The sequence below is a fragment of the Xanthomonas sp. MLO165 genome (assembly GCF_018831305.1).
In the GTDB taxonomy this organism is placed as follows: domain Bacteria; phylum Pseudomonadota; class Gammaproteobacteria; order Xanthomonadales; family Xanthomonadaceae; genus Xanthomonas; species Xanthomonas arboricola.
This window is the reverse complement of the sequence record NZ_CP029263.1, coordinates 3,317,450-3,338,736: the sequence shown is the minus strand read 5'-3', so window position 1 is coordinate 3,338,736 and position 21,287 is coordinate 3,317,450. Positions and strand designations below refer to the sequence as shown.

General features: G+C 64.7%; 22 protein-coding genes. 4 read left to right on the top strand and 18 right to left on the bottom strand.

The window, feature by feature from the left end; all coding sequences use genetic code 11:
• Positions 1 to 93 precede the first annotated feature (93 nt).
• Positions 94 to 3,678: an ATP-binding protein gene (locus tag DGN21_RS14130; protein WP_126966164.1), complete on the top strand. Its 3,585-nt coding sequence runs from the start codon at positions 94 to 96 to the stop codon at positions 3,676 to 3,678.
• A gap of 75 nt (positions 3,679 to 3,753) precedes the next feature.
• On the opposite strand, the gene mdtD is transcribed toward DGN21_RS14130, so the two are convergent.
• Positions 3,754 to 5,175, bottom strand: coding sequence for a multidrug transporter subunit MdtD (mdtD, locus tag DGN21_RS14125; protein ID WP_102580883.1), 1,422 nt, complete (start codon positions 5,173 to 5,175; stop codon positions 3,754 to 3,756).
• 445 nt (positions 5,176 to 5,620) lie between these two features.
• Between mdtD and DGN21_RS14120 the strand changes: the two genes are divergently transcribed.
• A complete protein-coding gene (locus DGN21_RS14120; RefSeq protein WP_126966162.1) occupies positions 5,621 to 7,144 on the top strand; it encodes an AraC family transcriptional regulator in 1,524 nt (507 codons plus the stop codon).
• A 402-nt stretch (positions 7,145 to 7,546) separates the two neighbouring features.
• On the opposite strand, the gene DGN21_RS14115 is transcribed toward DGN21_RS14120, so the two are convergent.
• From DGN21_RS14115 to DGN21_RS14035, 17 genes are all read right to left on the bottom strand, one after another.
• Positions 7,547 to 8,764: a hypothetical protein gene (locus DGN21_RS14115; protein WP_065032612.1), complete on the bottom strand. Its 1,218-nt coding sequence runs from the start codon at positions 8,762 to 8,764 to the stop codon at positions 7,547 to 7,549.
• Positions 8,765 to 8,987: 223 nt separating this feature from the next.
• Entirely contained in the window at positions 8,988 to 9,611 is a 624-nt protein-coding gene (locus tag DGN21_RS20215; protein ID WP_252374664.1) for a hypothetical protein, read from the bottom strand.
• A 609-nt stretch (positions 9,612 to 10,220) separates the two neighbouring features.
• Positions 10,221 to 10,907: a glycoside hydrolase domain-containing protein gene (locus DGN21_RS14105; protein WP_054591483.1), complete on the bottom strand. Its 687-nt coding sequence runs from the start codon at positions 10,905 to 10,907 to the stop codon at positions 10,221 to 10,223.
• Positions 10,908 to 11,080: 173 nt separating this feature from the next.
• Positions 11,081 to 11,422, bottom strand: a complete 342-nt coding sequence (locus DGN21_RS20210) for a hypothetical protein (protein WP_226427262.1) — start codon at positions 11,420 to 11,422, stop codon at positions 11,081 to 11,083.
• Between the two features lie 275 nt (positions 11,423 to 11,697).
• Positions 11,698 to 12,768, bottom strand: a complete 1,071-nt coding sequence (locus tag DGN21_RS14095; RefSeq protein WP_104553730.1) for a hypothetical protein — start codon at positions 12,766 to 12,768, stop codon at positions 11,698 to 11,700.
• A gap of 19 nt (positions 12,769 to 12,787) precedes the next feature.
• Positions 12,788 to 13,135 carry a hypothetical protein gene (locus DGN21_RS14090; protein ID WP_054591492.1) on the bottom strand — a complete coding sequence of 116 codons (348 nt, stop codon included), beginning with the start codon at positions 13,133 to 13,135 and terminating at the stop codon, positions 12,788 to 12,790.
• A 79-nt stretch (positions 13,136 to 13,214) separates the two neighbouring features.
• Complete coding sequence (locus DGN21_RS14085) at positions 13,215 to 13,877, bottom strand: RebB family R body protein (RefSeq protein WP_080689427.1); 663 nt, start codon at positions 13,875 to 13,877, stop codon at positions 13,215 to 13,217.
• Positions 13,874 to 14,119 carry a RebB family R body protein gene (locus DGN21_RS14080; RefSeq protein ID WP_024939223.1) on the bottom strand — a complete coding sequence of 82 codons (246 nt, stop codon included), beginning with the start codon at positions 14,117 to 14,119 and terminating at the stop codon, positions 13,874 to 13,876. The genes DGN21_RS14085 and DGN21_RS14080 overlap by 4 nt, the downstream gene beginning before the upstream one ends.
• Positions 14,120 to 14,142: 23 nt before the next feature.
• Entirely contained in the window at positions 14,143 to 14,478 is a 336-nt protein-coding gene (locus DGN21_RS14075) for a hypothetical protein (protein WP_024939222.1), read from the bottom strand.
• Positions 14,479 to 14,584: 106 nt separating this feature from the next.
• Entirely contained in the window at positions 14,585 to 14,863 is a 279-nt protein-coding gene (locus DGN21_RS14070) for a RebB family R body protein (RefSeq protein WP_022973268.1), read from the bottom strand.
• 52 nt (positions 14,864 to 14,915) lie between these two features.
• On the bottom strand, positions 14,916 to 15,182 hold the full coding sequence (locus DGN21_RS14065) for a RebB family R body protein (RefSeq protein WP_054591479.1): 267 nt from the start codon (positions 15,180 to 15,182) through the stop codon (positions 14,916 to 14,918).
• Positions 15,183 to 15,212: 30 nt separating this feature from the next.
• Positions 15,213 to 15,482 (bottom strand): RebB family R body protein, encoded by a 270-nt coding sequence (locus DGN21_RS14060; protein ID WP_024938705.1) that lies wholly within the window; start codon positions 15,480 to 15,482, stop codon positions 15,213 to 15,215.
• Between the two features lie 35 nt (positions 15,483 to 15,517).
• Positions 15,518 to 15,805, bottom strand: coding sequence for a RebB family R body protein (locus tag DGN21_RS14055; RefSeq protein ID WP_024938706.1), 288 nt, complete (start codon positions 15,803 to 15,805; stop codon positions 15,518 to 15,520).
• A gap of 792 nt (positions 15,806 to 16,597) precedes the next feature.
• Entirely contained in the window at positions 16,598 to 17,662 is a 1,065-nt protein-coding gene (hemE, locus tag DGN21_RS14050; RefSeq protein ID WP_024938707.1) for a uroporphyrinogen decarboxylase, read from the bottom strand.
• A gap of 13 nt (positions 17,663 to 17,675) precedes the next feature.
• Positions 17,676 to 17,927, bottom strand: a complete 252-nt coding sequence (locus tag DGN21_RS14045; RefSeq protein WP_006449079.1) for a WGR domain-containing protein — start codon at positions 17,925 to 17,927, stop codon at positions 17,676 to 17,678.
• A gap of 188 nt (positions 17,928 to 18,115) precedes the next feature.
• Positions 18,116 to 19,228, bottom strand: coding sequence for a 3-dehydroquinate synthase (aroB, locus tag DGN21_RS14040; RefSeq protein WP_126965848.1), 1,113 nt, complete (start codon positions 19,226 to 19,228; stop codon positions 18,116 to 18,118).
• Entirely contained in the window at positions 19,225 to 19,767 is a 543-nt protein-coding gene (locus DGN21_RS14035; RefSeq protein ID WP_005995037.1) for a shikimate kinase, read from the bottom strand. The genes aroB and DGN21_RS14035 overlap by 4 nt, the downstream gene beginning before the upstream one ends.
• Positions 19,768 to 20,107: 340 nt before the next feature.
• On the opposite strand from DGN21_RS14035, the gene pdxH reads away from it, so the two are divergent.
• Entirely contained in the window at positions 20,108 to 20,707 is a 600-nt protein-coding gene (gene pdxH, locus DGN21_RS14030; RefSeq protein ID WP_005995039.1) for a pyridoxamine 5'-phosphate oxidase, read from the top strand.
• Positions 20,704 to 21,159, top strand: coding sequence for an aminoglycoside 6'-N-acetyltransferase (gene aac(6') / locus DGN21_RS14025; protein WP_054591477.1), 456 nt, complete (start codon positions 20,704 to 20,706; stop codon positions 21,157 to 21,159). The genes pdxH and aac(6') overlap by 4 nt, the downstream gene beginning before the upstream one ends.
• The last annotated feature ends 128 nt before the right edge of the window (positions 21,160 to 21,287 follow it).

Sequence of the window (21,287 nt, the reverse complement as noted above, 5' to 3'; positions counted from 1 at the left end):
TGAAAACGGACGAGCGACGCGACAAGCCCGCTCGGGCTTGCTCGCACCGCGTGCGGCCCGCACTATGCGGCGACTTGTCGTGAAACCTGTCCCGTGCGCCTTTTTTCGTGTTTTTCCTACTGGTTGATCGCAGCGGTGTCGCTGTGTGTGTACGTCACGGTGCCACCTGCACGGGCGGCCACGGGCGCGCTGCTCACGCCGGTGCCCAGCCAGGTCACGGTCGCCGACGGGCTGCCCTCGGACACCGTCAGTGAGCTGGCCGAAGATCAGCAGGGCTATCTCTGGATCGCCAGCGATGACGGCCTGGCCAGATTCGACGGGCGCAACTACCGCATCTGGCGGATGGAAGACGGCTTGACCAGCAACGCGATCTGGACCATCTGCGTCGATCGCGACAATCGCGTGTGGATGGGATTCGAGAACGGCGGAGCCGGTTTTCTGGAGCCCAAGACGCGCGCGTTCAGGCGGCTGGAGAACCCGCAGTTTCCGGAGCTGCGCGAAATCACGGTGTGGGCGCTGGCCTACACCCCGAACGGCGATATCTGGCTTGGTACTGCGGCCCACGGGCTGTATCGGCGACGTCCCGACGGCAGCATGCAGCGCTTTTCCAACGTGCCCAGCGACCCGACCAGCCTGCCGTCCGACAGCGTGATCGGGTTCGAGGTCGCGCCCGACGGAACATTGTGGATCGGGACCCATGGCGGGCTCGCACGCTGGGACGGCGCGCATTTTCAGCGGGTGTCGTTGCCCGGAACCACGCAGGCGGTCAACCGGCTGCACATGGAGCGCAGCGGCAACACCTTATGGGTCTCGGATGTGGTCGGCGATGCGTTTCGCGTGGACGCCGACGGCCAGGCGCGGCCCCAGCCGTGGCAGAAGGCCGTGAGCAAGCGGCGGGTGATGGGAGTGTTGCTGCACGACCGCAGCGGGCGCTATTGGCTGGACACCGAGAGCGGCCTGGGCCTGTCCACCGCAGGAACCGACATCAGCAGCGTGCCGGTCTACAGCCTGTCGGCGCATGGCCTGGTCAGGCGCAACTGGATTACCGCTTACGAGGATCGCGAGGGCGGGCTGTGGTTTGCGGCGCTTGAAGGTGGCCTGTGGCACCTGCCTCCGCATTGGGACACCTTTGCGGTACTGGCCCACCACGGTGCTGATCCACAGTCGCTGACCAATCCGTCGGTGCTGGCGACGGCGTCTTCGGCTGCGGGCGGTGTCTGGCTGGCTGGCTCGCGGCATGCGCTGGAGTATCTCGATGCGGCGACCGGCCAATTGCAGACGCATCTGACGCAAATCGATGCCCGTCCGCCCGACTCCATGCTCGAAAGCCGGCGCGGGTTGGTCTGGATCGGCGTCGAAGGAAAACTGGTCCGGTATGACCCGCAGAGCGGGCAGGTCAAACGCTTGCAGCTCCGTGAGGACGTCGAGCCTGATCCGGACGGTGCGGCGGACCGTCCGGGCTGGATGGCTGAGGACGCGCAGGGCCGCCTGTGGGTGACAGTGCTGGAATATGGCCTGCAAATCCGCAACCAGGACGGGCAACTGCTGCGGACCATCGTCAATGGCAGTCATGGACTGGAGGTGTTGACCATCCTGGACCTACGCCTCGGCCCGGATGGTCAGATATGGCTGAGCAATAACGCCGGCCTGCGGCGTTGGGACCCCGCCGCCGACCGATTTGTCCCCGTCGACGGTACACCGTCCCTGCCGACCTATCTGTTCCGGCTGGGAGAGGGGGGCGTGGTCTGGACCGGGTTGGCCGGCGAGATCCGGCGGTATCTGTGGGACGGAAAGCGGCTCAAGCACCTGGACACGGTCGGAAAGGAGCAGGAGTTTCCGTTGGTGGCACCCAACGGCCTGGTGGTCGACGCCAGGGGCGTGGCGTGGGTGTCCAGTCAACGCGGGCTGATCCGGATCGATCCCGGCAGCAGGTTGGTGCGGGTGTACGGGGTGCACGATGGGCTGCCCAACCAGCAGTTGCAGATCAACACGCTGGTGCAGGCCGGCAGCGGGCGCATCGTCGCCGCATCGCCCGACGGCGTGGTGGTGTTCGACCCGGCCACGATGCGCCCCAGCACCCGCAGGCCGCCGTTGATCATCGAACGCGTGGGCCTGCGGCGCGGGGAGCGTGGTCTGGATATCACCGGGCAAGAGCCGCTGACGATGCAGGATGGCGACCGCGATCTGCATATCGTCGCGCGCCTGCTCAGCCTGGCCGATTCCGAATCCAACAGCTACCGATTTCGGTTGAGTGGCTACGATCCGGACTGGATCGATGTCGGTCCCAGCGGCGAGCGGCAGTTCTCGCGGCTGCCCGCGGGGCATTACACGCTGGAAGTGCAGGGGCGCACCGCCGACGGCATCTGGTCGGCCAGCCAGACGCTACGTTTTCAGGTGCTGCCGCCCTGGTGGTTGTCGCCATGGGGACTGGTGTTTCTGGGCGTGCTCGCGCTCTGTGCCATCGCCGCAGCGGTGTTGTTGTATCGCCGCCGCCTGCGGCGTTTGAACGCCTGGCAGCTGGCCGTGCACAAGCAGGAGCTGGCCGAGCAGGCGTCGCTGGCCAAGACGCGCTTTCTGGCCACGCTCGGCCACGAGGTACGTACCCCGATGACCGGCGTGCTGGGCATGAGCGAGCTGTTGCTCAAGACCTCGCTGGACAACAAGCAGCGCAGCTATACCGAATCGATCCGTCGTGCCGGCGCGCATCTGCTGCGCCTGGTCAACGATGCGCTGGACCTGGCGCGGATCGAATCCGGTCGTCTGGAACTGGATCTGGAGCCGTTCTCGGTACGCCAGCTGGTGGCCGAGGTGGAAGGCCTGATGGCGCCCCTGGCGCAGGAGCGCGGCCTGCGTTTCAGCCTGGAGGTAGGGCTGCTTGGCGACATCACCGCCAGTGGCGATGTCACCCGCATTCGCCAGATTCTGCTCAACCTGCTCAGCAATGCGATCAAGTTCACCGAGCGCGGTGTGGTCGGGCTCAAGCTGACCACGCTCGGGTCGTATCAGGGGCTGCGTTTCGAAGTGGCCGATACCGGCCCGGGCATCAACGCCGATCAGAAAGCGCGCCTGTTCCAGCGCTTCGAACAGGGCGACGGCGCCAAGACCACTTCGCGCTATGGCGGCAGCGGCCTGGGCCTGGCCATCTGCCAGGAACTGGCGATGGCGATGGGTGGGCATATCGAAGTGATCAGCCGGCTCGGCGCGGGCACGCGCTTCGTGGTGGATCTGCCGCTGCGCTGGGTCGCTTCCAACGCCACGCTCGGTGGCGAGGTGGCGCGCACCGGCGGCACGGTCGCCCCGCAGCGTATCCTGCTGGTGGAAGACGACCCCACCATCGCCGAGGTCATCGTTGGCCTGCTGCGTTCGCAAGGGCACTCGGTGGTGCATGCACCGCACGGGCTGGCCGCGCTGACCGAAGCGGCCGACAACCCTTTCGACCTGGCCTTGCTCGATCTGGACCTACCCGGGCTGGACGGCTTCGCCCTGGCGCGGCAGCTGCGCGTGTTCGGTTACGACATGCCGCTGGTGGCGGTGACCGCACGCTCGGACGAAGAGGCCGAGCCCACCGCGCAGGAAGCCGGGTTCGACAGTTTCCTGCGCAAGCCGCTCACCGGCGACATGCTGGCCGACACCATCGCCGAGGCATTGCGGCGCGAACGCCCGCGCGAGCAGATCTAGAGCCGTGCACCGCAGTTGAAATCGCACACGGCGCTGCGCTGGCGCGCGGCGCTGGTCAATGGCGCAGCGGCTGCGTCATTCGGCGACTTCTTCCACCTGCTTGGGATGTGGCCGCGTCTCGGCCAACTGCCAGAAGATCAGCGTCGACGACAAGGTGATGCCACCGACGCACAGGAAGGTCGCATGCAATGCGGCAGTGGCGCCGTGGCTGTCGCCCAGATGTGTGTTGAAGGCGGCCAGCAGACTGCCCGCTGCCGCCGCGCCGAACCCGGTGGCCAACATCATCACCATCGATAGCAGGCTGTTGCCGGGGCTGGCCTGCTCACGATCCAGGTCGCGCAAGGTCACGGTGTTCATGACGGTGAACTGCAGCGAGTTCACCGCGCCGAAGCAGGCCAGCTGCACCAGCCGCAGCCATAGCGGCTGGCCGACATCGACCAGCGCGAAGCTCGCCATCGCCAGGCCCACCAGCACGGTATTGAGCATCAATACGCGGCGATAGCCGAAGCGACCGACCAGCTTCACCGCTGCACGTTTGGCCGCCATGCCGGCCAGCGCCACCGGCACCATCATCAGCCCGGCATTCATCGGGCTCATGCCCAGGCCAACCTGCAACAACAGGGGAATCAGGAACGGCATCGAGCCGCTGCCCACCCGCGCAAACAGGTTGCCCAGGATGCCGATGCGATAACTGGCCACCTTGAATAAGGCCAGTGGAAACAACGCCGCCGGCGTGCTGGCCGCATGCAGCCAGTAACCGGCCAACGCGGCCAGCCCGCCGATGGCCAGCAGCATGACAAAGGCATGGCGCAGGCCGAGCTCGGAGATGCCGTCCAGCGCCAGCGACAGTGCCACCATGCCGAACGCCAGCATCAGATAGCCGATCAAATCGAAGCGCTGGCGTGCATCGCCGTAGTGGTCGGGCATGATCTTCAGCGCGGCGATGAACCCGATCACGCCGATCGGCAGGTTGATCAGGAACACCCAGTGCCACGAGGCGACTTCCACCAGCCAGCCGCCCAGCGTGGGGCCGACGAGTGGGCCGATCAATGCGGGAATCGCGATGAAACTCATCGCGCGCAGGAAGTCGGCGCGCGCCACGGTCTTGAGCACTGCCAGCCGGCCCACCGGCAGCAGCATCGCCCCGCCAATGCCTTGCACCACGCGCGCCGCCACCAGCTGCGGCAGCTGCTGCGCGGCGGCGCACAGCAGCGAGCCCAGCGTGAACACGATGATCGCCGCCAGGAAGGTGCGCCGGGTGCCGAAGCGGTCCGCAATCCAGCCCGATGCGGGAATGAACATCGCCACCGCCAACGCGTAACTGAAGACCACCGACTGCATCTGCAGCGGGCTTTCGTGCAGGCTGCGCGCCATCGACGGCAGCGCCGTATTGACGATGGTCGCATCCAGCATCTGCATGAAGATCGCCAGCGACACCAGCCACAGCAGCGGCTTGATGGTGTCGTAGGCGCGCAAGGTGGGCACGGGTTGGGACATGAGCATCGCCATCGGGAAGACAGCGCATTATCCCTGCGCGCGCGTGCAGAACGTCGCAACACTATATACGACGCCATTGCTTGAGCCCGTCGCAGCGTCGCATCGCCGCAGCGGCAACGAGTGAGACGCGCCGCACCCAATCCAATTGCGGACAAGCCCGATGCTACGAATCGTCGGGAACGGGCTGTGGCGGCGTGCTAATGCCAGATCTGGCTTGCACCAAGCGGTTGCTTTGCTGGCGAATCGTTTTGCGCCTGCCACCGTCCAGTCACCGCAAGCGAGCGTTGTCTCACATCAGGGTGGATCGACCGAGGGCGGGCGAGGGGAGCGTTCGTAGAAAAAGCGGAATGCACGCTTGGAGCTTTGCCGACGGTCTGGTCAGGGATGGCGCGACTTGGGTCTGGCCGCCTTCCGAGCGCGCCAGTAGATCAGGTCGAAAGCATCCATGGAAAAGCAAGTCTTTGATGTAGTGCAGCGCGCCTATTTCCCAGGCGATCCCTTGGAGAAAATGCTGGGAAAGATCGCTGCACAACTGTCGCAGAGCGCGATCACGAACGGCGCGGCATGTAAGTTTGTCGCGGTGGAGCATCACGGTCCACCGGGTCCGGTTCTGGCAGAAACCCAGCCCCCGCCCACGCAGTGTTTTCCCGTCCAGCACGGCCGGCAAGTGCTCGGCACACTGAATGTCATGCCGGCTCAAGAACGAATGACCCCGGAGGCGATGACGCTGTGCCAGCAGATCGCAAAGTATTGTGCGTACCTGATCAAGCGCGATGCCGCGCGGGCAATCGCGCAAGACCGGTTTGGTCGCGCGCTGTCGATCGTGGGCGTGAGCGAAGAGGTCTTGACGATCGACGAATTTGTCGAGCACGGCGCATACAGTCGCTTGCCGGTCATCGTGCGCGGCGAGTTCGGAACCGAGAAGGAAACGGTGGCCGTTTTGCTGCATGCAGCTGCACCCTGGCGGGAGGGGCCGTTCGTTGCGATCGACTGCGCCGCTCCCGGCGACGCACCGGCGGCATGGTTCAAGCGCGGGGCCGGGGGAACGCTGTTCCTGCAGAGCGTGGACGAGCTCGACGACGCGCTACAGCGCCAGTTGGCCGGGCAGCTTTGTGGCCTCGGCGGGCCATGGTCCGCCGTGGACGGCGAGGACTCGCCACGCGTGGTCGCCTCCACGACCGCTGATCTGTCGCGCCGCGTACGTGCCGGACGCTTCTCGCGAACGCTGCTGTCGCAACTGGATGTCCTGTCGATCGAACTTACCCCGTTGCGCAAGCGACGGACAGATATCGGCTTTCACGTCGAGCATGTGCTGGACCGGCATGGCCTGGATCACGATCAGGTGGTCACCGAGGTGTTGATGGACGCCCTGACTCACTACCCATGGCCGGAAAACCTCCAGGAGCTGGAGCGGGTGGTGCTGCGCCTGGCGGTCATGACAGCCGGCAGGCCGATCGGCAGCGCCGACATCCAGCGCCACGCACCGCGTCTGTTGGAAGGCCGGACGCAAGAAGCGCAGCGCGATGCATGCGCCACGGTGTCGCAACCGGCCGATCTTCCGGCTGAGCCCACGCCGCCGGAAACGCCTGTCGACTGGATCGACGGCCTTCCGCATCGCCCCGGGCAACGTCTCGCCACCCTGCACGACGCACTGCGGCGCGCCCTGGTGCATCTGGGCGAGCACTATGCCGAGCCGCTGACCCTGGGCGATCTGGCCCGGCAGGCGCATGTCAGCCAGTCGCATCTGGGCTTTCTGTTCCGCGACGAACTCGGCACCCCGTTCAAACCGATGTTGCAGCAGCTACGGATCGAAAAGGCCAAGGAGCTTTTGCATCAGCAGCGCAAGCTGCGCATCACCGAAGTCGCGCTAAAGGTCGGTTTCGGCGACCTGAGCCATTTCGAAAAGAGCTTCCGACGGCTGGTTGGGGTGAGCCCGCGTGAGTTCCGTAGGGTCTATGGCCAGGATTGACCGTCAGATATGAGGCCCCAACTTCGTGCTGGGTTCATCGGCTGGGCCCAGCATGCGGTTGCTTACAAATGCGCCGCCTCTCAGAAAAAATTCTATTCAAGCACCGATTGGTTGGGGTGGCCGACTTGCGGCGCCCGAAAAGATCGCCCGCGCCGGGTCGTGCCCATCGGCTGTCTCTACCTCTACTACATGCGCGGCATCGATCGCGTGCGTCAGCAACCCGTCCAATCCCGCTTCACTCCTGCGCTGCCGACAACGAGCTGGCATCATTCGGCCACGGGTACGGCAGTGCAAGGATGGTCCCGGATTGCTAGCGATCAGGTCCAGCGTAGCGAAAAAGCGCAGTTGTGGCACGGTTGGGCTGCCTGTAACGCATTGGGGCGGTCGGGCGAGTGACGTCTTTCAGGGACGACTAATAAACCGCCCTGTGGTTACCGGGAACCACTGAGCCAGCAAGTCCCTTTCAATGGCCTCCGGCCTTCCTGTCAGATCGGCATAGTGCTTGATGTAAACACTGCGATGGTGCCAATTTACAAAGATCGGATCGGGGTGCAGCATCGGTAGCGATGTCAGGCCCGCAACAACCGCACCGGAACCCACGGCTGCCCATCGGTCTCCGCTTTCCGTTTCCACACATCCCATGCCGTAGCCCAGTTGCCGCATTGCGATGTAGCTTCTATCGTCCTTGAGAATTTGTTCGTAGAGTTCCAATAAGCCGGTATCCTTCAGATTCAGGCATGAGCCGAGCTGCGTCCCATTATCCCGCAGGAATGTCTCCGCAAGATGCCGCACCATTTGTCCTGGTTCCGGAAAGATCTGGTTGCCGCCGCCCTTGCCATTCTTGGATGCGTTTCCGACAAGGGTCGCATGGGCACCAGGCATGAGGATTAGTTCCTTCTTTACTTTTACGTCCGGGATGATCGGAGTAAAGCCGCGCGCCCTCTCATCGCGTGCGTATACGGCGCGGTATTCCAGCACGTTGGTATTCAGTGTTGTCCTGTTTAACTGGAAATTCAAAGGACCGGGTACCGGGTCTATCGCAAAAATGTTGACGCAGATGTGGCGGAGCTGCGGGTCGGCATACATTGCATTGGCCATCATGTGGCAGGTAACTGCGCCACGGCTCCAGCCAATGAGGTTGACGCGGTCAGGCAGTGGTGTTCGCAGGACTTTTGCTCGCGCCTTTTGTAAGGCTTGGGGAACGATTTTTCGGTGCTTATTGGCAGGGGTCCAGCCACCAAAAGTGTTCTGCGGCTCAAGTCCAGCTGCTTCGGCAGCTGCCTTTTCCCTTTGTAGGATGCGTATTTCCGCATCTGTCATCAAGGTCCTCATATGGCTGGGGTCCTTCTTGATCACCGCAATCGCGTGCTTGACGTTCTCCTCCCAGCCCGAGCCAAAAGTAGTACCCCGAGCATCAGTGTAGTTCCCCGGGAGTGTCCATTTATCGTTTTCTTGTTGATTCCCGCTGCCCGGTCCATCTGCTATGAGCCAATCATCGAACTCCACCCCGAGATGGTTGCGTGCCAATGTGGAGATAAGCTGTCCTTCGCTGTAGTTTGCACTGTCGTAATCCAGGCTGTTCGATCCTGTCCCGCAAAAAAATACTGTGAATGTTGACATTCTTGATGTCTCCAGAATCTCGGCTGGTTGGGTCGCTGTATTAATCTATGTGTGGATTACGGGGCTCGTGCACTACGGTGGTATGAGGGTGAACTTTTGATGCATTCATGGAGTGAAATGTGGCTTTTTCTGCTAAACTTTCGCTGTAGTCGAGTTGCGTGATTATTCAATGCACTGCTGTTGGCCGGGGTTGTGATTGCGGCGGACGTGTCATGTGGTGGATTTATATAAATCCACCCATGATGTTTTGCATCAAATGGCCTTGAGGCGAGTCGCGTACTTTTGTCAGTTGGATGACATAGGAGGAATAGTCGTTCTCCGACTCGAGAAGGTAGTTGATGAGCAGCGTGAGAGAAGCTAGGACGCAATTGAAGCTATTGAATCCGTCACCATTCTTCAGTGCGAAGACATTGATTTCCGGAGCCACAGCACGGAACCATCGCGGGAAATTTCCGGCATCCTCCTCTGTTACAGGTATCTCGAAACTGACGCAGGTCGGGTCGTCAAGCATGGCGCTATCATCTTGCCAGTGGCCTCCACCGCCTTGGCCAAAGAACGCCCATGGATAACCCGACACATTCGGTACCAGTCCCCTGACGAACTGGACCCGCCCGCGAAGACGAGACAGAACGGCCGTATGACCTGTAAATTGCTGTAACAGGGGAGAGCGCGATAATCTTGAGGATCCGATTCCCATGTTTTGCTCGGTCCAAGCGATCAAGGTCGGGTCGGGGTCGACTTCATAGCGCATGTCTGGCCGGTGCCTCCAACGTCCTTGATGTCGTGAGATGCCTGCGATGCCGACGGAATTGGTTTGTTCTGACATCAAATCAACTATTACTGTCATTTCACATCTCCTTTCGAGGCGGAAGGTGCAGGCCGGCATATGCCGTACCGAGATCGAGCGACCTGATGGCGGAGTTCTCTTGCCGCTGCGGTAATGCGTACTCGTGGGCTGGCTGCTGCAGGCGCTAGGTTTTATGCGGTGAGATCGGCATGATCCCGGTCTGCGGGGATACGCGTATGCACGCTCGATACAGACGTGGGCTCTTGGACAGGGGTGTCGGAGCGTTTGGTAATACCGCCGATTTCGCTATGCTTTATTGGGGAAAATCCACAGTTATTATTCTTTCCGAGGGCGCTAGCCAATCGTTGAAGGGCCCTTTGGGCGAGGGTTGCTATGGAATAATGATGTGATTCCATGGAGCTAGGTCCGCACCAGGCGTTAATCCGGATTCGGCTTTGGCCTGGTTTCGACGAGTGCGTTGGCGGATTGATTGACGCAGGTGATGCGCTTATCCGGTCGTTTAATGCATTGAATCAGTGCGGGGGAAAGTGGGGTGACGCGTGGTGTCGTCTATCGATGCAGGGAGTGTCGGGTTGGTTGCAAGGGATCTTCATGCATTGCTGGAGTTTATGGGTTCCTGCTTTTTCCCGATGCAGGAAATACGCGCAATCACGCCGAGCTCGGATCGGCTAAACTCGAATAACTGAGGTCAACTTCCAGTCCATCGCACGGCGTACCAGGAAGCGACAGCACCGCATCCTGTTCGTATTGCCAGAGCATGGCCTGGGAATAGCCGCAGCCGGCCGGATCGGAGGGCTGGACGTGCCGGATGTCGCCGGCGTAGAGGTGACGCCCTGCCGTGGAGACCCGCCAGGCCCAGACGCGCGGGGAGGGGCAGGGGCCTATCCGCGACAGCAGTTCCACTGCGCGCGCGTGCGAGCAGTACAGGCCGGGCGAAAAACCATTGCCCAACAGCGCGGCGATCCACATACGGATGTAGTCGATGGCTGCCTGTGGCGGGCTGCCGCCATCTTCCCAGTCGAGATAGACCACCGCGCCATCGGGAAAGCCTTCGGCGCGTGCCAGCGCTGCGGCCTGTGCACCATCGAGGCTGCCCTGCCGGGCGGTGACGTCGTGCGAACCGGGGCCGATCGTCTGCTGACCAAGGTAGACGGGCGCCAGGCCCCAGCCTTGTGCGATCAACGCAGCGCGTTGGCCCATCCAGCCGGTGTCGGCATGGCTTGGCGCCGGTGCCAGGTAGTAGCCGCACCACGCCAGCTCGGCCTGGGTCTTGAGCCAGTCAAGGGCGGGCAATCCGGGGAATTGATCGGTGTCGAAGCCTGTGTAGAAGGTCATGTCGGAATTCCTTCGGATCGGGCGTTGGCTGGGCCGGGGCTAGATGGCCGCGGCAAGTGGGGCTGCGCTGCTGGATCAACGTGGCGGCGGGGAGCCGGCAGACCGGCGCCAATGAGACCGGACGGGTTCATCGCGAGACCGGCTTCATCGCAACGCCGAAACGCATCGCTCCGTCAGCTGGCTGTTCCGTCGTCGGCGTTCGGAGTGGCCGGCGACGTCGCCGCCATTGCCTGCTCGGTCTGCTGCTGCGCGGCGGTCACCGCCGCAGCGGCGGCTTGTTCGGCCTGCTGCAGTGCCTGGTTGGCGCTATCGATCGCCTGGTCATTGCCAGCTGCGGCGGTCGCGGCGGTTGCGGCCTGCATGGCCGCCCGTACTGCCCTATCGCTGGCCGCCATCGCCTGATCGATCTGGGCTTGCGCCGCTTTCAGCGCCGCTTCGATCTGCGAGGATCCTGACGATTGCGCAATGGAGGCTGGTGTCTGGTACGGGGGCGTGGGCTGAGTATCGTCGGACATGCTGGTATCTCCTGAAGTGGACGCGGAATGGAGCGGGGTGACGGCATCGGCACGCGATGGTCGCATCGGCGCGGCGAGTGGTGCGGTTTCGGTTGGGTGCTGCGCTGCAAGCGCGCGCAGCCTCTCACCGAGTGCGTTTTCGGCCTGCGCCATACCCTGGCGTGCGGCCGCTAGGGCAGCGGCGCGACCTGCATGCACCGCTTCGCGCGCCGCGTCGGCGACGCTGGTCGCAAGCGGGGCCTGGTCGCCGGCCGCAGCAGGCGGGGGCGGTGCGCTCACTGCGTGGCCTCCGCATCCGTGTCTTGCGAGGTGGTGGGTGATGCAGGTGCGGCACCGAAGTCGCGGAGCGAGATGATGCCGCCGTTGACCTGCAGCAGTGCAGCCAGGGCGTCGTTCTGCATAGTGAACACGCAGCTGCTGCCATCCTGGCCCAGCACCCCACGGCTGGGCCGGTTGGCCGCCAGGAAGGCCTGCGCCGACTGCAGGTAGAGGCGGATCGCATCGCTCGCCGCCTGGTCGTCGCCGTCGCCTCGGTAGCGGGTGTGCTGGACGATCTGCTGGGCCGCCAGCGATAGCCGCGCGAAGCCGATCTGGCGACCGCGTGCCAGCCATTCGGCAACGCTGCGTTCGACCTCGTTGGGCGAAGGCAGCCCCTGCACCTGTGGGCAATCCAGGGTGGTGAACAGCTGCGGCAACAGCGTCTGCAGTGCCGAGGCCGCCGCATGCGCACGTTCGTCCTCAGCGGCGATGGTGGCGGTGCAGGCCAGGTAGAAGCGGTAGTAGTCACAGAATTCCAGCGGTGTGCGCGCCTGCTCGACAGCGAATGCTGCTGCCTCCTGCTGCAGTGCTGGCGTGACGTCGGCTGGCGGCGCTTCGGCGGCCAGTTGGCGTAGCGCCAGGCTTTCTTCAAGGTCCAGCGACTGGAACACGCCGGCGCCATCGACCTTCAACTGGGTCAGCAGGCTGCGGCCTGCGGCCAGGTCGCTTGCGGTGTACAGGGCGTTGTCGCGAAAGATGCGCTGCAGCTGCGCCTTGACCACCGAGCCGGTGTCGCCTGCTTCGGCCTGCGCCAGCGTGCCCAGGTCGGTCGGACTCAAGGTCATCAGCTTGACCGGGCTGACCCTCAGCTCCAGCTGCGGCAACAAGGCCAGGCGCGAGCCGTGCAGGCCTTGCTGCACTTCGTCGAGCAGGCTGCTCTCGTCGGGAAAATCGTAGCGCACACCGGGCGACTGGATCGCCCAGGCCAGCCACTGGGTGCCTCCATCGATGAAGGCCAGGCACTGCCTTCCCAGCGTCGAGAGCATCGTCGGCATTGAGATCAGGCGGCCTGCGATTGAAACGGACATTGCATGACTCCTTGTGAGTTCAACCAGCGGGGAAATTCTTCAGCACCAGCCCGGCCGCCGAACCGATCCTGGCGAAGTCGTCGGTGGCGCCTTGCATCAGCTCCTGCGCCTTGCTAAGTGCAGTGACGTACTTGTCATCGCCGGTGGCCAGGTACTGCGCCATCGCGACGCCAACGGCCGTGGTGGCGATCGTGGAGACATTGCGCAACGCGTCGGTGGCGTCCTGCACCGCAATGGCAGTGGACTGCGCCACCGATTGGTAGGCTTTGCCGGCTCCGCTGGTCAGCACGACCTGCGGGCTCATGGTCGCCAGCTGCACCTGGTTGATGACATCGATGACCTGCGCATTGACCTTTGTCGGTTCCATCTTGATTCCCATGGAATGATCGGCCGCCTTTCAATGAGGCCTGGTGGTAGGGGGGGCTGACCTCATCTCTGCGGACGCCCTATGACTGAGCAGGCGGCGCAGGTGCAGGTGCAGGGATAGATGCAGATGCAGGTGCAACAGGAGCAGCAGATGCAGATGCAGCAACGACAGGGGGTGTGCCTGTAGCTGCAGCTGCGGGTGAAGTTGCGGCTGCAGCAGCAGGAGCATCAGAAGTGGCAGCATCATCGGGGCCGGCACCGGAGGCGGGGGGAGTAGCGGGCAGGGGCGGCGGTACGCTCAGCGCATGCACTTCCAAGAGGTCGGCGGTTGCGGTCGCGGCATCTGCCGAGGCGCCTTGCGCTTGCGTTTTCAGCACGTCGACGGCCACCTTGGCCTCCGCCGCTGCGGCGGCGATGAGCGCTGCAGGCGGGGGCGGTACGGGGGGCGGGCCGGGCAACGGCGCGACCGTCGGTGGTGGTCCGGGTGGTGCAGGCGGTGGTGGCGGCGCCACCGGGAACGGTGCCGAGATCATCTTGGCGCAGGCGGCGGTGATCGCTGCTGCATTGATCATGCCGGCGCCTTGCTGCCGGTTGACGGCGTTGTGCATCGCCATGCCCAGCGTCTCCAGCATCACGGCATCGAGCATGCCGAGCGCCTGTGCGGGCGCCTGACCGGTGGTCAGCGTCACGATGCTGCTCACCGCATCGACGACCTGGCTGTTCACGCTACTGTCGTCGATCATGACGAAGTCGCTCCCTTCTGGATGATTAAGGCAAGGATTTGAGTAAGGGCTGCATCGGCAAGCACCTGTCCGCGCTGCTGGTTGGCGACTGCGTTTTCCATTGCGAGGGCGATGGAATCCGACAGCGCCAGATAGGTCGCCCCCATCGCGAAGGCCGGCGCTTGGCCGATCGCCATCGCCGCACCTGTAGCGGCGGTACCGATCAGGTTGGCGACGCTTGCAGCCTGCGCGCTTGGCTCCATGACGGGGCACTGGCATCAGTGTCCTAGGCCAACGACGGCCTGCGCTGTTCAACGCCAGCCGACGCCGAGAACAGCACGGTGTTCTGTGGTTCGTGTCTGCACGCGTACTGCAAGGCTACGCCATCGGGCACGCGTTCCAGGAATGCAAAATTGCCCTGCGGCACGTCGATCATGTTGTCCAGCTTCCGGCGATAGACCAACGGCTGCGCTCCGGGAATCACAGGCAGGATGCCGTCGAACTCGACGTTGATCACTGCCTTTTGATGCGGCGCGAATGTCGCCACGATGGTGCGGCCCCGGATCAGTCTGACGACGACATCCAGGGTGTTGGACGTAGGGATATGACGTAGTTGCAGCATGAGGCGTCCTTTCTCGATTCGGCCAGCGAACTGCGTGGTGGTTGCAAAGGCTTCGCGTATCGAACCAGGCGCCGCTCTCGCTGTGACAGCGGCGCCTGGCTGCCGATTACCGGAGACCGGCGCTCAGGATTTCCCGGGTGGCGACGCCATCGGACGCGGTATCGATCGAATACAGCGTGGACACGCCCTGGGTCGTCGACGCCTGCATCGTCACGTAGGACTGCTGCTGGTTGTTGGTGGCGTTGTGGGCGGCATTGGACAGCGCCTGGCTGGTGGCAACAAACAGGTTGCCCATTGCAATCGCCGGCGCATCGCCGAGGACCTTGGTGTTGACCTGGGAAACGGAATCGGTGATCTGGCTGTTGACGGCGGTCGGAAAGGCCATGGTGATAGCTCCTTGAGGTAGGGAAACAACGAAGACGCTGCGGCGTTAGCGGTTAGCCGAGGATCTTCCTGGTGGCGGCACCCGTGGTGCCGGTATCGAGCGAATACAGCAGCGAAACGCCCATCGTGGTTGCTGCCTGTGCGGTGACATACATCTGCTGTTGCGCGAGGGTTGCGTTGTGGGCCGCGTTGGCCAGCGCCTGCGCGGTGGCCTGGTACAGATTGCCCATGGCTGCGGCTGGAGCGCTTCCCAATACCTGCAGATTGGCCTGGGTAACCGAGTCGGTGATCTGGTCGTTGACGGCGGTGGGAAATGCCATTGGCGAATGTCCTTGGCGTTAGCCGGGCCGTCAGACGCCCAGGATCTGCTTGCTGACGACGCCGGTGGTGGCGGTGTCGATGGAGTACAGCGTCGCCACGCCCATCGTGGTAGCCGACTGCGCAGTGACGTAGCTCTGCTGCTGCGCGTTGGTGGCGTTGTGGGCGGCATTGGCCAGCGCTTGCGCGGTTGCCTGATACAGATTGCCCATCGCGATCGCCGGTGCGTCGCCCAGGACCTTGGTATTTACCTGGGTGACGGAATCGGTGATCTGATTATTGACTGCGGTCGGAAATGCCATTGCTTGCTCCTTATGTGCCAGAAATCACGGTCGGCTTAGCCCAGGCCCTTTATGCCGGTGCTCAGAACCTGCTTGGTCGCAACCCCGGTGGTGGCGGTGTCGATGGAATAGAGGGTGGCCACGCCCATGGTGGTGGCCGACTGCGCAGTGACATAACTCTGCTGCTGCGCATTGGTCGCGTTATGGGCGGCATTGGCCAGTGCCTGCGCGGTGGCCTGGTACAGATTGCCCATGGCGATGGCGGGGGCATCGCCCAGCACCTTGGTATTGGCTTGTGTGACGGAGTCGGTGATCTGGTCGTTGACGGCGGTTGGAAATGCCATGCGTTTCTCCCTGTTCTCGAATGAGTGGAGCGTTTGAACAAACGTGACGATGTCGAGGTTCGGCAGGCGGCCTGCCTGTCCGGAGATGTGTTGCAGTGGCACCGCATCACCGTGGAGAAACAGTAAATCTCCTTGCTCCGGGAAAATTGGTTTAAACGACGGCAATGCCGGGCTTATCGACGTGAAGCCGATCCGCTTTAGGGCGGCATGCGATGTAATGACGCGTTTTGGAACCGCGTGCGGGGAATGTCGTGGTGAATCGCAAAGGGAGTAACAGAAGGACCATGCAGAACAGGCGAGCACAGGCTGCTGCTGACGCAAGGCAGCAAAGCTCGCGTCCGCTTGGCGACTCTCTGCGGCAAGTCAATGGCCGGCCGGTACGCTGTCGGTACCCCGCGAAACCGGAGCCCACGCGCATCGATGATTGACCGCGTTGCGGCTGAGCTCGGCGCGCATCACGTCGCAGTGACGTCGGCAGGGCGCTCACTGCGCACATCACTGGAGTGGCGAGATCACGTTCAACGGAACGAGGCGCGAGGGCCGTGTTTGGAGCGGATGCAGACGTGATCCGGGTGACGGCATGGAGGCTGGTCTTGCTATCGCTGAAGACTGCCTTCGTCACTGTGCCGCGTGCCTGGCGCGGCCTGGCAGCATCCCATACGTATCGGCGGTGCTGCCGATCTATTGCTGATGCAGCCACCGCCCGTCATCACGCTCAGCGTGCACTCCCCGGGCGCGCGCGCTGAGCGGCGGTCGACAGCACACCGGTGCGCTATCGACCCGTGCCTTGGATTACCGCTTGCTCAGCGTCTGCACCGCTTCCACCAGCACGCCCACGTGGTCGGGATTCATGTCGGGCGACATGCCGTGGCCGAGGTTGAAGACATGGCCTTCGCGCGAGCCGCCGTTGCCCTGGGCGTAGCTGTCCAGGGTCTTGCCGACCTCGGCGCGGATCGCTTCGGGCGAGCCGTACAGGGTGGCCGGGTCCAGGTTGCCTTGCAGCGCGACGCGGCCGCCGGCGCGCTGGGCGGCGTCGGCCAGCGCGATGGTCCAGTCCACGCCTACCGCCTCGGCGCCGCTGGCGGCCAGCTCGCTCACGTAGGCACCGTTGCCCTTGCCGAACAACACCAGCGGGGTACGCTCGGCGCCGTCGCCGCGTTCCAGCTCGCGCGCGATACGGGTGAGGTAGGGTAGCGAGAATTCGCGGTACATCGCCGGCGACAACACGCCGCCCCAGGTGTCGAACACCTGCAACGCCTGTGCACCGGCCGCGCGTTGCGCGGACAGGTAGGCGATCACCGCATCGGTGACGGTGCCGAGCAGGTGATGCAGCACCTCCGGCGCGTTGAAGGCCATGGCCTTGATGCGCGCGTATTCCTTGCTGCCGCCGCCTTCGATCATGTAGCAGGCCAGTGTCCACGGGCTGCCGGAGAAGCCGATCAGCGGCACCGCGCCATCCAGCTCACGGCGGATCAGGCGCACCGCATCCATCACGTAACGCAGCTCGGTCTCCATGTCCGGCACGCCCAGCCGATGGATCGCGGCGGCATCGCGCACCGGGTGGCGGAACTTGGGGCCTTCGCCTTCGACGAAATACAGCTCCAGGCCCATCGCATCGGGAATGGTCAGGATGTCGGAGAACAGGATCGCCGCGTCCAGCGGAAAGCGTTGCAGCGGCTGCAGCGTCACTTCGCAGGCGATTTCGGGATTCTTGGCCATGCCGAGGAAGCTGCCGGCGCGCGCGCGGGTGGCGCGGTATTCCGGCAGGTAGCGGCCGGCCTGGCGCATCAGCCACACGGGGGTGCGGTCCACAGGCTGACGGTTCAGTGCGCGCAGCAGGCGATCGTTCTTGAGCATGGGAGGTGTGTCCTCAGCGCGGCGCGTCGGCGCCGCCGGTGATGAGTTGGAAGCCGCGTTTGAGGTGGGTGTCGCGCGCCTTGTCGAAGGCCCGGTCCGCTTCGTCCTGCAGCAGGTATTGGTCGCGTCGCAACTGCGAGCGTCCACCGATCTCGCCGCTTTCGCGCAGCAGCTCCCAGCCGCCGAACAGATCCGGTTGCAGGGTCAGCTGGACGTAGCGGAGCGGCGCGTTGCCGCCAGGATCGTGTTGCAAGTGGATGCGCATGGCGCCGATTGTAGCCGGGCGGTGCTGAAGGCTGGGGGCAATGGGCGCGCCGGGTTGCTCCGCTTGCGAAGGGAGCGTCGGCAAGCAGGCATTGCGTAGGAGCGCACCTGGGCGCGACGGGATTTACCGGCAAGCCCTGTCGCGCCCGGGGGCGCTCCTACGAATGTGCCGGAGACAAGCGGCGTTGCTCAGCCCGCCAGGATCTCCAGCACTGCCGCCTCGTCGACATCGGGTACCACCTCGGCCTTGCCGATGCCGCGCCATAACACCAGCCGCAGGCGGCCGGCGATGTTCTTCTTGTCCAGCCGCATGCGCCCCAGCAGGGCCTGCGGGGACAGGCCGGGCGGAATGTCGGTGGGCAGGTCGAAGTCATGCAGCAGCGCGCGCAGCGCCTCGGTGTCCTGCGCATCGCTCATGCCCAGCGCGGCCGACAGCCGCGCGGCCAGCACCATGCCCACCGCGACCGCTTCGCCATGGTTGAGGTTGTCGTTGCCTGGCGCGCCATAGCCCTGTTCGGTCTCGATCGCATGGCCGAAGGTGTGGCCCAGGTTGAGCAGGGCACGCTCGCCCTTTTCCAGCGGGTCGCGCGCGACGATGTCGGCCTTGTGCTCGCAGCTGCGCGCGATCGCCTGCGCCAGGGCGTCGGCATCGCGCTCCAGCAGCGCGCGGCGTTCGGCATGCAGCCACTGGAAGAACAGCGGGTCGCGGATGGCGCCGTACTTGATCACCTCGGCCAGCCCGGCGCGCAGCTCGCGCGCGGGCAGGGTATGCAAGGTGTCGGTATCGGCGATCACTGCGCGTGGCGGATGGAACGCGCCGACCAGGTTCTTGCCCTGCGGGATGTCCACCGCGGTCTTGCCGCCGACCGAGGAATCCACCATCGCCAGCAGGCTGGTGGGCAGTTGCACGCAGTCCACCCCGCGCATCCAGCACGCCGCCGCGAATCCGGCCAGGTCGCCGACCACGCCGCCGCCGAGTGCGAACACGCAGGCGTCGCGGGTGGCGCCCAGCTCGGCCAATGCCGTGATCGCGGCGCCGAAATTGTCCAGCGTCTTGGAGGCTTCGCCGGCGGCAATCACCAGCTCGCCCAGTTGCAGGTCCGGGCGCGCCTGCAGCAGCGCCTTGCGCACGCCGGCGGCGTACTGCGGGGCCACCTGCGAGTCGCTGAGCAGCAATACGTGGCGGCCGCGCACATGGCTGGCCAGGCGCGTGCCATCGGCCAGCAGGCCGGGCGCAATGGTGATGGTGTACGGCTGCGCACCGTCGACATCGACGCTGCGCGAGGAACGGGGAAGTGTCATGCGGGGGGACTCGACATGCGCCATTGCGCGGCCAGGCGCAGCACCAGCTGCGCGGTGGCCTCGGCGGGGGAGAAGTGATCGGTTTCCAGGCTGAGGTCGGCGACCTCCTGGTACAGCGGGGTGCGTTGCGCGGCCATCGCATGCAGCACCTGCTCGCGGTCGGCGCGTTGCAACAGCGGCCGGTTGCGGTCGCGCGCCAGCCGGGTGAGCTGGGCCGGCACGCTGACGTGCAGGTACACCACGAAGCCGCGCGCGCGGATGCGCTGGCGGTTGAGCGGATCCAGCACCGCGCCACCGCCGGTGGAAATCAGCTTGTTGTCCTGCTCCAGCAGCGTCTGCAGGGTCTGGACCTCGTGCTGCCGGAACCGCGCTTCGCCGTGCTGTTCGAAAATGGCCGGGATGCTGCTGCCGACCTGCTCGACGATGGCCTGGTCCACGTCGACGAACTCCAGCCCGAAGCGCTCGGCCAGACGGCGGCCGATGCAGCTTTTTCCGGCGCCCATCGGGCCGACCATCACGAGATTGGAAGCGGGGTTCATGCGCAGGGATCGTAGCATTCGGGCCCGCGCATCGGGCCGATCGGCATGGACTGAAACCATTCCGGCGCGGCGACCGCCGGCTGCGCGCAGCAGCATCGACACCCACGCTGCGCGGACAACGGCTGGGACGACCGCTGAAGATGGAGTGGCTGCACGCAACCCGTGGCGAATGCTTGGCAGCCAGCGTCAGTGGCGCGAAGACGCCCCAATGCGCACGACCTGCTTTCAGGCATCAGCGGCAGGTTCTTACAGCGGGCGCAGGTCTGTCGACCGCTGCGCATAGGCGAAGCAGGCCCGATGCGCCCACAATAGGCGTCAATCTTGCTGCCCTCGCACCGTCATGACCGATCTGTACGCAGAAGCCCTTGCCACCTTTACCGCGCTGTACGCCGAGGCGCAGGCCGGCGCCGAACTCGAAGCCAGCGCAATGACCGTGGCCACCGCCAACGTGGACGGCCGGCCGAGCGCGCGCACCGTGCTGCTCAAGGCCTTCGATGCGCGCGGGTTCGTGTTCTATACCCACCTGGACAGCGCGAAGGGCCGCGACCTGCAGACCCATCCGCAGGCCGCCCTGCTGTTTCTGTGGCGCAGCCTGCGCGAGGCCGGCATCCAGGTGCGCATCGAGGGCGGCGTGCAACTGGTCGGCGCGGAGGAATCGGATGCCTACTTCGCCTCGCGCCCGCGCATGAGCCAGATCGGCGCCTGGGCCTCGCTGCAGTCGCAGACGCTGGGCTCGCGTGAGGAGTTCGACGCGGCCATCGCCAAGGTCGAAGCCACCTTCGAAGGCCGCGCGGTGCCGCGCCCGGAGGGCTGGGGCGGGTTCCGGGTGGTGCCGCAGGCATTCGAGTTCTGGTACGGCGCCAAGTTCCGCCTGCACGAGCGCTGGCGTTACGAGGCCGATGCGGCCAGCCACTGGAGCAAGCGGATGCTGTATCCGTGAGCGCGCAGGCCGGCTGGCGGGTGCGCGCGGCGGTGGGCGCCGATGCGCAGGCCTTGCTGGCCCTGCGCCTGGCCTTGTGGCCCGATGCCGACGCTGGCCTCGCCGAGCTGCGGGCCGCGCTGGCGCAGGCAGACGCCAGCCACCTGCTGGCGGTGGACGACGCGGATGCGGCGCTGGGGTTTGCCGAGGTGTCGGTGCGCCACGACTACGTCAATGGCACCGAGAGCACGCCGGTGGGCTTTCTGGAAGGCTGGTATGTGAGTCCGGCCTGGCGCGGCCGCGGGCTCGGTCGCGCGCTGGTGGCCGCGGCAGTGGAGTGGACGCGGGAGCAGGGCTGCGCGGAGCTGGCCTCCGATGCGCGGCTGGACGACAGCGGCGCCCAGGCGGCGCATGCGGCATGCGGCTTCGAGCCAACTGAACGGGTGGTCTACTACCGCCTGCAGCTGGCCTGACCGGCTGACTTCTGGCCCTTTCTGCCGGTCGCGGACAGTCTGTAGTATGTCCGCCCATTGCACGGCCGCTGCTGCATCACCGCAGCGGCAACTGCATCACCACCGCTGCATGACCAAAGGACAGGACA

Excerpts from the sequence above, each read along its gene's own strand:
- DGN21_RS14075 (WP_024939222.1), bottom strand. The coding sequence starts at position 14,478 with ATGCTGCAACTACGTCATATCCCTACGTCCAACACCCTGGATGTCGTC.
- DGN21_RS14065 (WP_054591479.1), bottom strand. The coding sequence starts at position 15,182 with ATGGCATTTCCCACCGCCGTCAACGACCAGATCACCGACTCGGTTACC.
- DGN21_RS14070 (WP_022973268.1), bottom strand. The coding sequence starts at position 14,863 with ATGGCCTTTCCGACCGCCGTCAACAGCCAGATCACCGATTCCGTTTCC.
- pdxH (WP_005995039.1), top strand. The coding sequence starts at position 20,108 with ATGACCGATCTGTACGCAGAAGCCCTTGCCACCTTTACCGCGCTGTAC.
- DGN21_RS14035 (WP_005995037.1), bottom strand. The coding sequence starts at position 19,767 with ATGAACCCCGCTTCCAATCTCGTGATGGTCGGCCCGATGGGCGCCGGA.
- mdtD (WP_102580883.1), bottom strand. The coding sequence starts at position 5,175 with ATGTCCCAACCCGTGCCCACCTTGCGCGCCTACGACACCATCAAGCCG.
- DGN21_RS20215 (WP_252374664.1), bottom strand. The coding sequence starts at position 9,611 with ATGACAGTAATAGTTGATTTGATGTCAGAACAAACCAATTCCGTCGGC.
- DGN21_RS14045 (WP_006449079.1), bottom strand. The coding sequence starts at position 17,927 with ATGCGCATCCACTTGCAACACGATCCTGGCGGCAACGCGCCGCTCCGC.
- DGN21_RS14115 (WP_065032612.1), bottom strand. The coding sequence starts at position 8,764 with ATGTCAACATTCACAGTATTTTTTTGCGGGACAGGATCGAACAGCCTG.
- DGN21_RS14090 (WP_054591492.1), bottom strand. The coding sequence starts at position 13,135 with ATGGAACCGACAAAGGTCAATGCGCAGGTCATCGATGTCATCAACCAG.
- hemE (WP_024938707.1), bottom strand. The coding sequence starts at position 17,662 with ATGCTCAAGAACGATCGCCTGCTGCGCGCACTGAACCGTCAGCCTGTG.
- DGN21_RS14095 (WP_104553730.1), bottom strand. The coding sequence starts at position 12,768 with ATGTCCGTTTCAATCGCAGGCCGCCTGATCTCAATGCCGACGATGCTC.
- DGN21_RS14080 (WP_024939223.1), bottom strand. The coding sequence starts at position 14,119 with ATGGAGCCAAGCGCGCAGGCTGCAAGCGTCGCCAACCTGATCGGTACC.
- DGN21_RS14120 (WP_126966162.1), top strand. The coding sequence starts at position 5,621 with ATGGAAAAGCAAGTCTTTGATGTAGTGCAGCGCGCCTATTTCCCAGGC.
- DGN21_RS14085 (WP_080689427.1), bottom strand. The coding sequence starts at position 13,877 with ATGATCGACGACAGTAGCGTGAACAGCCAGGTCGTCGATGCGGTGAGC.
- aroB (WP_126965848.1), bottom strand. The coding sequence starts at position 19,228 with ATGACACTTCCCCGTTCCTCGCGCAGCGTCGATGTCGACGGTGCGCAG.
- DGN21_RS14055 (WP_024938706.1), bottom strand. The coding sequence starts at position 15,805 with ATGGCATTTCCAACCGCCGTCAACGACCAGATCACCGACTCCGTCACA.
- DGN21_RS14105 (WP_054591483.1), bottom strand. The coding sequence starts at position 10,907 with ATGACCTTCTACACAGGCTTCGACACCGATCAATTCCCCGGATTGCCC.
- DGN21_RS14060 (WP_024938705.1), bottom strand. The coding sequence starts at position 15,482 with ATGGCATTTCCGACCGCAGTCAATAATCAGATCACCGATTCCGTCACC.
- DGN21_RS20210 (WP_226427262.1), bottom strand. The coding sequence starts at position 11,422 with ATGTCCGACGATACTCAGCCCACGCCCCCGTACCAGACACCAGCCTCC.